The sequence below is a fragment of the Streptomyces sp. 6-11-2 genome, from assembly GCF_006540305.1.
In the GTDB taxonomy this organism is placed as follows: Bacteria; Actinomycetota; Actinomycetes; order Streptomycetales; family Streptomycetaceae; genus Streptomyces.
The window spans coordinates 4,835,963-4,848,908 of sequence record NZ_BJOR01000001.1 but is presented as its reverse complement, the minus strand read 5'-3'; the positions used below and the strand labels follow the sequence as shown (position 1 = coordinate 4,848,908).

General features: G+C 72.9%; 9 protein-coding genes. 1 reads left to right on the top strand and 8 read right to left on the bottom strand.

The window, feature by feature from the left end:
- Nucleotides 1-38 precede the first annotated feature (38 nt).
- Entirely contained in the window at nt 39-992 is a 954-nt protein-coding gene (era, locus tag TNCT6_RS21250; protein WP_172632973.1) for a GTPase Era, read from the top strand.
- Between the two features lie 237 nt (nt 993-1,229).
- On the opposite strand, the gene TNCT6_RS21245 is transcribed toward era, so the two are convergent.
- The 8 genes from TNCT6_RS21245 to TNCT6_RS21210 form a co-directional block, all read right to left on the bottom strand.
- Nucleotides 1,230-3,335: a glycoside hydrolase family 31 protein gene (locus TNCT6_RS21245; RefSeq protein ID WP_253266181.1), complete on the bottom strand. Its 2,106-nt coding sequence runs from the start codon at nt 3,333-3,335 to the stop codon at nt 1,230-1,232.
- Nucleotides 3,336-3,538: 203 nt separating this feature from the next.
- Nucleotides 3,539-4,660 (bottom strand): carbohydrate kinase family protein, encoded by a 1,122-nt coding sequence (locus TNCT6_RS21240; protein ID WP_225075307.1) that lies wholly within the window; start codon nt 4,658-4,660, stop codon nt 3,539-3,541.
- Nucleotides 4,661-4,874: 214 nt separating this feature from the next.
- Entirely contained in the window at nt 4,875-6,164 is a 1,290-nt protein-coding gene (locus TNCT6_RS21235) for a glucarate dehydratase family protein (RefSeq protein ID WP_141361053.1), read from the bottom strand.
- Nucleotides 6,161-7,126: a 5-dehydro-4-deoxyglucarate dehydratase gene (locus TNCT6_RS21230; RefSeq protein ID WP_141361051.1), complete on the bottom strand. Its 966-nt coding sequence runs from the start codon at nt 7,124-7,126 to the stop codon at nt 6,161-6,163. Before TNCT6_RS21230 ends, TNCT6_RS21235 begins: the two co-directional genes overlap by 4 nt.
- Nucleotides 7,127-7,305: 179 nt before the next feature.
- A complete protein-coding gene (locus tag TNCT6_RS21225; protein ID WP_141361049.1) occupies nt 7,306-8,298 on the bottom strand; it encodes an adenosine deaminase in 993 nt (330 codons plus the stop codon).
- A 20-nt stretch (nt 8,299-8,318) separates the two neighbouring features.
- Nucleotides 8,319-9,227: a ribonuclease Z gene (locus tag TNCT6_RS21220; protein WP_141361047.1), complete on the bottom strand. Its 909-nt coding sequence runs from the start codon at nt 9,225-9,227 to the stop codon at nt 8,319-8,321.
- Between the two features lie 6 nt (nt 9,228-9,233).
- Nucleotides 9,234-9,587: a histidine triad nucleotide-binding protein gene (locus TNCT6_RS21215; RefSeq protein ID WP_141361045.1), complete on the bottom strand. Its 354-nt coding sequence runs from the start codon at nt 9,585-9,587 to the stop codon at nt 9,234-9,236.
- Nucleotides 9,588-9,681: 94 nt separating this feature from the next.
- Entirely contained in the window at nt 9,682-12,897 is a 3,216-nt protein-coding gene (locus TNCT6_RS21210) for a S41 family peptidase (RefSeq protein ID WP_141361043.1), read from the bottom strand.
- Nucleotides 12,898-12,946 lie beyond the last annotated feature (49 nt).

Below are 12,946 nucleotides of genomic sequence, written 5' to 3'. Positions count from 1 at the left end.
GTGCAGCCGTGGTTCGTGGATCAGGGACAATGGGCGCCATGAGCGTTCGCACCCAGTCATCCGAGCAGTCCGTCGAGGCTGCCCATCGGGCAGGCTTCGCCTGCTTCGTGGGCCGTCCCAACGCGGGCAAGTCCACCCTCACGAACGCTCTGGTCGGGCAGAAGGTGGCGATCACCTCGAACCGGCCTCAGACGACGCGGCACACCGTGCGGGGCATCGTCCACCGCCCGGACGCGCAGCTGATCCTGGTGGACACACCGGGGCTGCACAAACCGCGCACGCTGCTGGGGGAACGGCTGAACGACGTCGTACGGACCACCTGGGCCGAGGTCGACGTGATCGGCTTCTGCCTGCCGGCCGACCAGAAGATCGGTCCCGGTGACCGGTTCATCGCGAAGGAACTGGCCGGGATCAGGAAGACGCCCAAGGTCGCGATCGTCACGAAGACGGACCTGGTGGACCCCAAGGCGCTCGCCGAGCAGCTGATCGCGATCGACCAGCTGGGCGAGGAGCTGGGGATCACCTGGGCGGAGATCGTTCCGGTGTCGGCGACGGCGAACAAGCAGGTGGACCTGCTGGCCGATCTGCTGGTCCCGCTGCTGCCCGAGGGGCCCGCGCTCTACCCCGAGGGCGACCTCACGGACGAGCCCGAGCAGGTCATGGTGGCCGAGCTGATCCGGGAGGCGGCGCTGGAGGGGGTGCGGGACGAACTGCCCCACTCCATCGCGGTGGTGGTGGAGGAGATGCTGCCGCGCGAGGACCGGCCCGCGGACAAGCCGCTGCTCGACATCCACGCCAACGTGTTCATCGAGCGGCCGAGCCAGAAGGGCATCATCATCGGGCCCAAGGGGAAGCGGCTCAAGGAGGTCGGGATCAAGTCCCGCAAGCACATCGAGGCGCTGCTGGGGACGCCGGTGTTCCTCGACCTTCATGTGAAGGTCGCCAAGGACTGGCAGCGCGACCCCAAGCAGCTCCGCCGCCTCGGCTTCTGACGGCTCGGTTCCGCCGGGGCCCCTCCCTCCTGGGCTCCACCCCTGCTTTCCCACTCGCCCGCCCGACTCGGCGAGTTGAAAGGTCCCCGGCCCTGAGGCTCCACCCCAGACCCCGGCGGGGGGGCTCTGCCCCCCCGCACCCCCGGTTCACCCACCCGCCCACCTGTCTCGGTGGGTCGAGAAGGCGCCGCCCCGGGGCCTCGGCGGGCCCTTCGCCCGCCCTGCGTCCTGTGGGGGTCAGCGCAGGGCCCGTAGGGCCTTCTTCGCTTCCTTTGCGTTCAGGTTGACGAAGACCGGGGTGGCGTTCAGGGGGGTGGTGTAGGCCGGGATGGTGCGGGGGCCGTGCAGGGTGCGGGCGTGGATGACGTCGTACCAGGTGCCCGCGGGGAGGTGGACGGGACGGGCGGGCGCGTCGGTCAGTTGGGGGGCCGCCAGGATCGCGGGGCCCAGCATCCACTCGTCGGTGATCGTGTACGCCCGCTCGTCGTGCGGGAAGTCGAAGAAGAGCGGGCGCATGATCGGGTCGCCGGTGCGCAGCGTGTGCCGGACCTGGTCGCGGATGTAGGGGGCGAGGCGGCCGTGGCGGGCGATGGCCTCGCGGTAGAGGGCGGCGGTCCGCGCGTCGTACACCACCTTCCTGCCGGTCGTCACGTCGACGGTCTCGACGGGGGACGTGGAGGCGTACATGAGCGGCATCAGCGACGCGGCCTGGGCCCAGCGGACCAGGACCTGCCGGGTGGGGGCGGGCTGACCGCTGGAGCCGCCGATCATGTCGGTGGTGACGAAGGGGTAGCCGATGGTGGAGATGGCGAGGTTCTGCGTGACGGCGGCCCGCAGTGAGTTCCAGCCCGTGCCCTTGTCCAGCTGACGGGTGACGAACCCGGCCCGGTGGGCGGTGGTGTCCCAGTGGACGCGGATGCCGACGCCCTGGAGGTCGAACTTGTCGGCGAGTTGAGCACCCAGGCGCTGGTAGTCGGTGGGTTCGGCGCCCGCGCGGGGAACGCACCGCTCGTCGAAGAAGCGGGTGTCGAACTTCAGCCCGTCCACGCCGTAGGTGCTCATCAGGCCGCGCAGCCGCCCCTCGTACCAGGACCTGGCCTTCGGGTTGGCGAGGTCGACGATGCCGGCGGTGCCGTTCCACCAGGTGACGCGGCACGGCTCGGCGGGATCGGTGGCGGCGCCGAGCAGATAGCCGTGGTCGGCGGCGTACTGGTACTGGTCGGAGTCCAGGTTGATCCACAGCGTCACCCAGAGGCCGAAGCCGAAGCCGAGGGCGTGGATCCGGCGGGACATCGCCCCGGGGTCCGGGTAGGCCTTCGCGTCGAAGGTCATGTTCCCGTAGTCGGACTCCCACTTGTCGTCGAGCTGGAGCGTGTGCCCGGTGATCCCGTGGTCGTGCAGGGCCTGGGCGTAGCCGAGGAGCCGCGCCTGGTCGACGTGCGTGTAGAACTGCGCCCAGGAGTTCCAGACCGGCTCGGCGTACTGCCGCTGGGTGGCGTCGCTCTTGGCCGGCCTGCCCACGATGCCGACGTAGTCGCGGTAGACCTCCAGCGGCGTGGACTCGACGAAGACCGTGGCCCGGTAGGGGTCCGCGGACTCGATGTCGAAGCGGCCGAGACCGTCCTTGTCCTGGTTGATCGCGACGTTCATGACGTGCCCGGTGTCCACGTGCAGTCCGGCCGCCGAGGACGTGTACCAGAACGGGTCGACCATGTAGTAGGAGGCCGGCCCGAAGGCCGGGTCGGCGACCTGCCCGCTGTCGAGCGGCCAGGGCTGGTCGGTGGCGGGGCCGCCCTGCGGGGTCTGGGTCTCGCCGTGGCCGTACCAGTGGCCGGCGGACGGCAAGTCGTAGGCGAGGCCGAGGCGTTCGGGGGCCGTTCCCACGACCTGCCAGTCGAGCCGGTAGCGGTCGGCGGACGGGGTGACCCGGGCCCGTACGGTGACACCGGGCGTCGTCGTGGCGGCGGTGAGGGCGAGCGTGCCGTTCCGCCAGGTCCAGTCGGTGACACGGGTGGCGTGCTGCCATCCGCCGGCGGTCCGGAAGCGCAGTGCGCCGGTGTCGCCGCCCGCGGTGGCCAGAACCGTGCCGCCCGAACGACTTGTCGTCAACGAGAGTTGATTCCTCGCCACCCGTAAGGCGTAACCGGGGGTGTTGCGGCCCGCCGGTACGGTCAGGCTGAGTTGACGCGCGGAGTGGGTGAATCGGGGCGCTCGGCGGTCGGGGGCGGCCCCGGTCCGCGGCCGCGCCTGGGCCGGTTCCGGCGTGGTCAACGCGACGGGCAGCGCGAGGACGAGGCCGGAAACGGCGAGGAGCACTCCGAGTCTGCGTGTTCTTCTGCGCACGACGCGTGTCCTTCGACGGAGGGAGTCAGGAGGCCGGAGGCTGCTTGCCTCATCGTGCTCGGTCGCCGCCGATGATCGGGCGGCGGACGTCACCTGTCAACGACGTTGCCGGTCTTGGAGTCGTGGCGGAATCCACCGAATTCGCCAAGAACGTGGAATCCGCCGTAGCGGGCGGCCCGCCGCGCGGTCCCGCGCGGCACCGGTCACGCCGGCCTGCGGAACCCGATGGTCGGCACGGCCCGGCGCCGCGGCCACGGCTCGACGCTCGCCTCCGGAACCAGGTCCTCCAGGAACGCGTACCGCCGCAGGGCCGCCGGGTCCTGGCCCTCGACCGACTGGACCCGGCGCCACCAGGCGGCGATCTCGGACCAGCCGGGGGCCGACAGGGAGCCGCCGAACTCCTGCACGGACAGGGCGGCGGTGAGGCCGGCGAAGGCCAGGCGGTCGGCCAGCGGCCAGCCGGCCAGGGTGCCGGTGACGAAGCCGGCCACGAAGACGTCGCCCGCGCCGGTCGGGTCCAGTGCCTCCACCGCGATGGCGGGCACCTCGGCGCTCTCCCCCGTGCGCCGGTCGACCGCGTAGGCGCCCTCGGAACCGAGGGTGACCACCGCGAGCGGGACGAACGCGGTGAGCGCGTGCGCGGCGGCGCGCGGGCAGTCGGTGCCCGTGTAGCGCATCGCCTCCTCGGCGTTGGGCAGGAACGCCTCGCAGTGCTCCAGGTCGGACAGGCCCGCCAGGTCCCAGGCACCGGTGTCGTCCCAGCCGACGTCCCCGAAGATGCGCGTGCCCTCGCCCGCGGCCTGGGCGATCCACGGGGAGCGCCGGCCCGGCGTCAGAGAGGCCACGGCGGCACGCGCGCGGGGCCGGCACTCCGGGACACCCTCCTGGAGGAACACGGCCTCCGGGGGCGGCTCGTGGCCGTGCGAGACCATGGTGCGCTCGCCCTCGTACGCCATGGAGACGGTGACCGGCGAGTGCCAGCCGGGCACGGTGCCGGACGGGGACAGGTCGATGCCCTCGCCCTGTTCCAGCGCGTCCCAGCAGTAGTCGCCGTAGTGGTCGTCTCCGAAGGCCGCCGCCAGGGACGTCCGCAGTCCCAGGCGGGCCAGCGCGGTCGCCATGTTGGCCACCCCGCCGGGGCTCGACCCCATCCCGCGCGCCCAGGACTCGGTCCCGCGCACCGGGGCGGAGTCGAGTCCGGTGAAGATGATGTCGAGGAAGACGGTGCCCGTGAGGTACACGTCCCAGGGCGGATCGTCCGCGGAGCGCAGCCCGGCCAGCGGGTCGACCTGGGCATCGACGTGGGCGTGCGGTGCCCCGACGATGTACTCCCGGTCCTCCCGGTCAACGAGGTCCTCCCGGTCTTCCCGGTCCGCGAGGTTTCCCCGGTCCTCCCGGTCCTCCGGGTAAGCCGGTCCCGCTCCGGCGGACGTGTTGGACGCGGTCACGGTGCGCTCCCTGACGTGGTACTGGTCCGGCCAGTGTGCACCAGAGCGCCGACGACGCGTCGGCGCTCACGCCGGGGAGCGCGGGCCGCGTCTACCAGCGGGGGGTCGGCGGGGCGGTCCAGCCCGGGTCGGCGACGCGCATCGCCGCCGCGTCGTCCCGGTCCCGCAGGCGGCCGTCGTCCTCGGCCCAGCGGCGGTGCAGGAAGGCCAGCCTGTCCCGGTCGAGTTCGACGCCGAGACCGGGGCCGTCGGGGACGGCGATCCGGCCGCCGTCGAAGGTGAGCCGCTCGGTCAGGACGTCCTCCGACTGCCAGGGGTAGTGGGTGTCGCAGGCGTGGTGGAGGCCGGGCACGGTGGACGCCACGTGGGTCATCGCGGCCAGGCTGATCCCCAGATGGGTGTTGGAGTGCATCGACACGCCGACGCCGAAGGCGGCGCACAGAGCCGCCAGGTGCTGGGTGTTGCGCAGGCCGCCCCAGTAGTGGTGGTCGGAGAGCAGCACCTGGACCGCGTTCGAGGTGAACGCCTCCTTGATCTCGGCGAAGGTCGTCACGCACATGTTGGTGGCCAGCGGAACGCCGGTCCGGGCGGCCACCTCCGCCATGGCGGGCGTGCCGAGGGCGGGGTCCTCCAGGTACTCCAGGACGTCCCCGAGCTGCCGGGCCACCTCCACGGAGGTCTCCACCGACCAGGCCCCGTTGGGATCCAGCCGCAGCGGGTGTCCGGGAAAGGCCTCCGCCAGGGCCCGTACGGCGGCGATCTCCTCCTGGGGCGGGAAGACGCCGCCCTTGAGCTTGAAGGAGGTGAAGCCGTGGCGCTCGGTGAACCCGCGCGCCTGCTCCACCACGCCCGCCGGGTCGAGGGCGGCGCCCCAGTCGTCCTTCTCGCAGTCGACGCCCTCCGGATGCCCGGCCCACTTGTAGAAGAGGTAGCCGCTGTACTCGACGGAGTCGCGCACCTTGCCGCCGAGCAGCGCGTGCACGGGCAGGCCGAGCGCCTTGCCGAGGGCGTCCAGGCAGGCGACCTCGAAGCCGGACAGGACGGACAGGCGCAGTTTGTCGGCGGTCTGGACGCCGCGCAGTCCGCCGACGTCGACGGCGTTCTCCACCCGGGAGGCGTCCACGGCGAGATCGAGGCCGAACAGGCCGTTCAGGTCGGTGATCCGACGTCCCGTCAGCCGGTCGGCGAGGGGGCGGGCCAGCTCCAGGTACTTGGTGTCGCCGTAGGTCTCGCCGTATCCGGTGATCCCGTCGGCCGTCACCACCTCCACGATCAGGCGGGGGGTGTACGGCTGGTGCACGCCCTGGGTGTTCAGCAGCGGCGGGTCGGCGATCAGGATCGGGGTCAGCCGTACCTCGGTGACGGTGAGGTCGCGGGTCACAGGGCGGCCCCCACCATGTCGAGTCCCGCGTCCAGCAGTTCCCTCAGGTCGGCCAGGTCGGCGGGCGAGGGGTCGGTGAGCGGGGCCCGGACGGGTCCGACGGGGCGCCCGCGCAGCCGGGCGGCCGCCTTCACCAGGGACACGGAGTATCCGGGCACCCGGTCGCGCAGTTCGACGAAGGGGACGTAGAAGTCGCGCAGCAGCTTGTCGGCGGAGCCGCCGTCGCCGGACCGCAGCGCGGCGAAGAAGGCGTTCGCGATCTCCGGGGCGAAGGCGTGCACGGCGGAGGAGTAGGCGGGGACGCCGACGGCCGCGTAGGCGCGGGCCTGCATCTCGGCGGTGGGGGCACCGTTGAAGAACAGGAACCCCTCGGGGGCGGCGAGGGTGAGCCGCTGGAGGGCGTCGAGGTCGCTGCGGCCGTCCTTGAGGCCGATCACCGAGGGGATCCGCGCGATGCGCCGGAACGCCTCCAGGCCGTACGCCACCTGACCGCGCTGGTAGGCGATGAGCGGCAGCCGGGTGCGGGCCGCGAGCTGTTCGAGCTGGGCGGCCAGTCCGTTCTGCGGGGCGGCGACGAGGTAGTGCGGCAGGACGAGGAGCGCGTCGGCGCCGGCCTCCTCGGCGATGCGCGCGAACCGTGCGGCCTGCGCCCAGCCGTACCCGGCGCCCGCCACCACGGGCACCCGGCCCGCCGCCTCCTCGACGGCGATCGAGACGACCTGGCGGTACTCGTCCTCGTCCAGCGAGAAGAACTCGCCGGTGCCGCAGGCCGGGAAGACGGCGCCGGGCGCGGTGGCGAGCTGAGCGGCCAGGTAGGCGCGGCTGCCGTCGGGGTCGAGCGATCCGTCGTCGTGGAACGCCGTCAGCGGGAAGGACAGCACACCGCCCGCCATTCCCTCCCGCAGTCTGCGCACCACATCGGACGGACCCGCGGTGTTCGTCTCCGGACTCACCCTGGCCATCTCCCCACATAGACGCTATCCATGTATGGGAACGGAGTTTAGAAACGCGAACATGCTCCGTCAACGGGCCTGCGGGGGTCGCGTGGTCGGCCGCCCGAAAACCCGCAGACGTCCGAAAACCCGCATGCGCCGGGCGCACAGGGCGCCCGGCGCATGCGGGAGACGGGTTCGGCGGGGGCTTACGGGAACTCGTACGCCTCGACCTCGGCGAGGTACCGCCGGCGCAGTTCCTCGTCGTACTCCAGGAAGGAGGCGAGGAAGGAGTTGCGGGCCAGTTCGCGCAGCCGGTCCTCGCCCAGGCCCAGGGTGTCGCGGACCGCGTCGAAGGTGTCGCCGACGTAGCCGCCGAAGTAGGCGGGGTCGTCGGAGTTGACCGTGCACAGCAGGCCGGCGTCCAGCATGGCGGGCAGCGGGTGGTCGGCCAGCGTGCCGACCGCGCGGAGGCGCACGTTCGACAGGGGGCACAGGGTCAGCGGGATCCGGTCGCGCACCAGACGGGCGACCAGCTCCGGATCCTCCATGCAGCGCAGCCCGTGGTCGACGCGCTCGACGCCGAGCACGTCGAGGGCCTGCGCGATGTACTCCGGCGGGCCCTCCTCGCCGGCGTGCGCCACGCGCCGCAGCCCGAGGGCGGCGGCGGCCTCGTACACCTCGCGGAACTTCGCCGGCGGGTGGCCCGCCTCGGCGGAGTCCAGTCCGATCCCCGCGATCCGGTCGAGGTACGGCTTGGCGGCCTCCAGCGTCTCCATGGCCGACTCGGCGGACTCGTCGCGCAGGAAGCACATGATCAGCCGGGTCGAGACGCCGTGCTTCTCCTGGCTGCGGCCCAGCGCCCGCCACAGTCCGTCGACGACCGTGCCCATGCCGACGCCCCGGGCGAGGTGGGCCTGCGGGTCGAAGAAGATCTCCGCGTGCCGCACGCCCTGCGCGGCGGCCCGCGCGAGATAGGCGTCGGCCAGGTCCTCGAAGTCCCGCTCGGTGCGCAGGACGGCCATGAGCTCGTAGTACAGGTTCAGGAAGGTCTGGAGGTCCTCGAACCGGTAGGCCTCGCGGAGCGCGTCGGTGTCCACGTACGGTAGCTCGACGCCGTTGCGCGCGGCCAGCTCGAAAGCCAGCTCGGGCTCCAGGGTGCCTTCGACGTGCAGGTGCAGTTCGGCTTTCGGCAGCGGCATCGGACCATCGTACGACCTGGTCAGCGCCGTTTCGGAACCGCCACTCTGAGCAGGTCGCGTGCCACGGTCAGCTCGCCGTCGAACCCGGCCGCCCGCGCCTGCCGCTCGAACTCTCCCCCGGGGTCGGTGTACCGCTGGCTGAAGTGGGTGAGGACCAGATGCCGCACGCCGGCGTCCCGCGCCACCCGCGCAGCCTGACCGGCGGTCAGGTGACCGTACTCGACGGCCAGTTGCTCGTCCTCGTTGAGGAAGGTCGACTCGATGACCAGCATGTCGCAGCCCTCGGCGAGCGCGTGCACGCCCTCGCACAGCCGGGTGTCCATGACGAACGCGAACCGCTGTCCGCGCCGCACCTCGCTGACGGCCTCCAGCGGCACCCCGCCCAGGGAACCCTCGCGCTGGACGCGGCCCACGTCCGGGCCCTTGATCCCGTGCGCGGCGAGCCGCTCGGGCAGCATGCGGCGCCCGTCCGGCTCGACGAGCCGGTAGCCGAAGGACTCCACCGGGTGGGAGAGCCGGCGGGCTTCGAGGGTGTACGCCGGGGTCGTCGCGAGGACGCCGTCGGCGTCGACCGGGGCCTCGGTCAGCTCGACCGTCTCGCGGTAGGCGGTGGCATAGCGCAGGCGCTCGAAGAAGCGCCGGCCCGAACGCGGGTAGTGGGCGGTGATCTCGTGCGGCACCCGGTCGAGGTTGATCCGCTGGATCACCCCGGCCAGGCCGAGGCTGTGGTCACCGTGGAAGTGGGTGACGCAGATCCGGTTCAGGTCGTGCGCGGCGGCCCCGGCGCGCAGCATCTGGCGCTGGGTGCCCTCGCCGGGGTCGAACAGGATGCCCTCGCCGTCCCAGCGCAGCAGATAGCCGTTGTGGTTGCGGTGCCGGGTGGGCACCTGGCTGGCGGTGCCGAGGACGACCAGTTCACGTACGGACACGACGGCCTACCCGGGGGGCCACTCGAGGCCGCGGCCGCCGAGGACGTGCGCGTGGGCGTGCCAGACGGTCTGGCCGGCGCCGGAACCGGTGTTGAACACGATGCGGTAGCTGTCCAGCTTGTCCTCGTCGGCGATCGCCTGCGTCTCGCGCAGCACGTCCGCGGCGAGTCCGGGAGCCTCGGTGGCGAGGACCGCGGCGTCCTTGTAGTGCGCCTTGGGGATCACCAGGACGTGGGTGGGCGCCTGGGGGTTGATGTCCCGGAAGGCGACGGTCGTCTCCGTCTCGCGGACGATCGTGGCCGGGACCTGTCCCGCGACGATCTTGCAGAACAGGCAGTCGCCCTGGGGTTCCCCTGCCATGCGGTGCTCCTCACGCCGGGTTGATCGGGTACGGGGGCATGGTATCCAGGGCGCGCGGATCCGGCCGGGTCCGGGGGCCTCGGCCCCCGGACGGTCACGGCAGGGACGGCGGCGTCTTCGCGGGCGTCTCCTGGAGCGCCTGAAGCGCGAGGCGGATCGCCTCGTCGAGTTGGGCGTCGTGGCCCGCCGCGTGGTCCTGCGGGCGTTGCGCGACCTCGACGTCCGGGTCCACCCCGTGGTTCTCCACGCCCCACCCGTAACCCTCCAGCCAGAAGGCGTACTTGGGCTGGGTGATCAGCGTGCCGTCGACCAGGCGGTAGCGGCTGTCGATGCCGATCACGCCGCCCCAGGTGCGGGTGCCGACGACCGGCCCGATGCCCAGCGCCTTGATCGCCGCGTTGACGATGTCGCCGTCGGATCCCGAGAACTCGTTGGCGACGGCGACGACCGGGCCGCGGGGCGCGTCCAGCGGGTAGCTCTCCGGCCGCATGCCGCGGGGCAGGTCCCAGCCGACGATCCGCCGGGCCAGCTTCTCCACCACGAGCTGGGAGGTGTGGCCGCCGCGGTTCTCGCGGACGTCGACGACGAGCCCTTCGCGGGCCACCTCCACGCGCAGGTCGCGGTGGATCTGCGCCCAGCCGGGGGCCTGCATGTCCGGTACGTGCAGGTAGCCGAGGCGGCCGCCGGACCGCTCGTGGACGTAGGCGCGGCGGTCGGCCACCCACGCGTGGTAGCGCAGGGGTTCCTCGTCGGCGACGGGGACCACGACCGCGTGCCGCGGGTCGCCCCCGCCGGCCGGCAGGACGGTCAGTTCGACCGGCTTGTCCGCCGTGCCGACCAGCAGCGGGCCGGGGCCGGCCACCGGGTCGACCGGGCGGCCGCCGACCGCGACGATCGCGTCCCCGGCGCGCACCGCGACGCCGGGTGCGGCGAGCGGGCTGCGCGCGTCCGGGTCGGAGGTCTCCGAGGGCAGGATCCGGTCGATCCGCCAACTCCCGTCCTCGTGCCGGGAGATGTCCGCGCCGAGCAGCCCCTGCCGGGTGCCGTGCCCGAAGCCTCCGGGCGGCATGACGTAGGCGTGCGAGGTGCCCAGCTCGCCGTGCACCTCCCAGAGCAGGTCGACCAGGTCGTCGTGGGTGGCGATCCGGTCCAGGACGGGCCGGTAGCGGTCGAGGACGCCGTCCCAGTCGACGCCGCCCATGTCCGGCCGCCAGAAGTGGTCCCGCATGACGCGGCCGGTCTCCTCGTACATCTGCCGCCACTCGGCGGCCGGGTCGACGGTCTGCCGGACCCGGCCGAGGTCGACGGTGATGTTGGAGTCGCTGTCCTCGTCGCCGGAGGCGCGCCGGTCGCTCGGCACGACCTTGAGCTTGCCGTCCGTCCACAGCAGGACCCGCTTGCCGTCGCCGCTGACCGCGAAGTGGTCGGCGTCGGCGGCAAGATGCTCGATGCGCTGCTGGAGGAGGTCGTAGCGCTCCAGCTCGGTCTTCGGGTCCGGGTCGTCGGGTGTGGCGCGGGAGGCGCCGAGAACACCGCGCACCGGGTGCCTGAGCCAGAGCACGCCGTCCTTGGCGGCGCGCAGGTTGGAGTAGCGGGCGGCCTCGACCGGGAACGGCACGATGCGGTCGGCCAGGCCCTCCAGGTCGATCCGGGTCGCCGGGACACCCTCGCTGTCCGGGGTCTCCTCCTTGTCGGGCGCCTCGAAGGGCCGGCCGTGCCGCTGCGGGCCGAACGGCGAGGGGGTCGCCGCGGCGAGCGTGATCAGGTGCGGGCGGGAGCTCTCGACGAACGCCAGGTCGAAGACGTGCTCGTCGTAGACCGGGTCGAAGGAGCGGTGGGAGAGGAAGGCGAGGTGCTTGCCGTCGAGGGTGAACGCGGGCGCGTGGTCCCGGAAGCGCAGCGGGGTCGCCTCGGTGACCGACAGGTCGGTGGTGTTGGCGAGGCGGAGCTGGCTGAGAGGGCGCGGCCCGGGGTGCGACCAGGCCAGCCAGGCGGAGTCGGGCGAGAAGGCGAGGTCGCCGACGTCCCCGTGCTCGCTGCGGTCGACCTCGCGCACCTCGCCGCTCTCGCGTTCGACGAGCAGCAGCCGGCCGTCGTGCGAGGCGACGGCGACGCGGCTGCCGTCGGGGGCGGTGGCGAGTTCCAGGACGCGGCCGAGCTGCCCGGCGCCCAGCCGGCGCGGGGTGGCGCCGGGCGCCAGGCCGGTGGCGGGCGCGAACTCCAAGGCGTCGTCGCCCTCGGCGTCCGTCACCCACACCACCCACTCCTCGCCCTCGGCGCGGAAGGTGCGCGGCAGCCGGGTGCGTACGCCGGGCTCGGCGGCGAGCGCGCGGGCGGGACCGGAGCGGTGGGTGACCCAGTGGACGGCGCCGCGCACGGCGACCGCGCTGCCGCGCGCGGTGTGGTCGGGGGCCGCCGAGCCGAACCAGTGGGAGGCGTTCACCGGATACGGCTGGAGGTCGACGCGCGGCCCGCCGAGCCGGACGTCGATCCGACGCGGCTCGGCGCCGTCCAGGTCGTCAAGGAGCCACAGTTCACCGGCGCTGGAGTAGACGACCCGGGTGCCGTCGGTGGCGGCGTGCCGGGCGTAGAAACCGTCCAACCGGGTGTGCCGGCGCAGGTCGGAGCCGTCGGCGAGCGAGGAGTACAGCGCGCCGGTGCCCTCGTGGTCGGAGAGGAAGGCGATCCTCTCCCCCACCCACAGCGGGTATTCGAGGTTGCCGTCCAGGTCCTCGTGCAGCCGGACGAACTCCCCGGTGTCCTCACGGTCGATCCACAGCTTGCCCGCCGTGCCGCCCCGGTACCGCTTCCACCAGGCCGCCTCGCGGCCCATCGGCGCGGACAGCAGGACGGTGTGCGGGCCGTGCGCGACATCGCCGACGGGCCCGTACGGCAGGGTGGTTGCCGGTCCGCCGTCGAGCGGGACGGCGCGCGCCCAGGTGCGGCGCAGGCTGGCCTGGCCCTGGGTGCTGATCGCGAGGACCTCGCCGTCCGGAGTCCAGCCGCGCACCTGGGTCTTCGAACTCCCCCAGTACGTCAGGCGCTTGGCGGGACCGCCGACGACCGGGGCGATGTGCGCCTCGGGAGCGCCGTCACGGGTGGAGGTCCAGGCGACGAAGGCGCCGTCGGGCGAGATACGGGGGTGGTTCGCCGGCACGTTGTCGGCGCTGACCCGCCAGGCCCTGCCGCCGTCCAGCGGCGCGAGCCACACGTCGTCCTCGGCGGTGAAGGCGACCAACTCGCCGCGCAGATGCGGGAACCGGAGATACGCGGGCGATGCGGGCGACGGAGACGATGCGGGCTGAGTCACGTGATCACCCTACGCAGGGGCGGCGGCGACGGACAGGGGTCGGATGGCT

Coding starts and splice junctions, on each gene's coding strand:
- TNCT6_RS21215 (WP_141361045.1), bottom strand. CDS start 9,587: ATGGCAGGGGAACCCCAGGGCGACTGCCTGTTCTGCAAGATCGTCGCG.
- era (WP_172632973.1), top strand. CDS start 39: ATGAGCGTTCGCACCCAGTCATCCGAGCAGTCCGTCGAGGCTGCCCAT.
- TNCT6_RS21230 (WP_141361051.1), bottom strand. CDS start 7,126: ATGGCCAGGGTGAGTCCGGAGACGAACACCGCGGGTCCGTCCGATGTG.
- TNCT6_RS21225 (WP_141361049.1), bottom strand. CDS start 8,298: ATGCCGCTGCCGAAAGCCGAACTGCACCTGCACGTCGAAGGCACCCTG.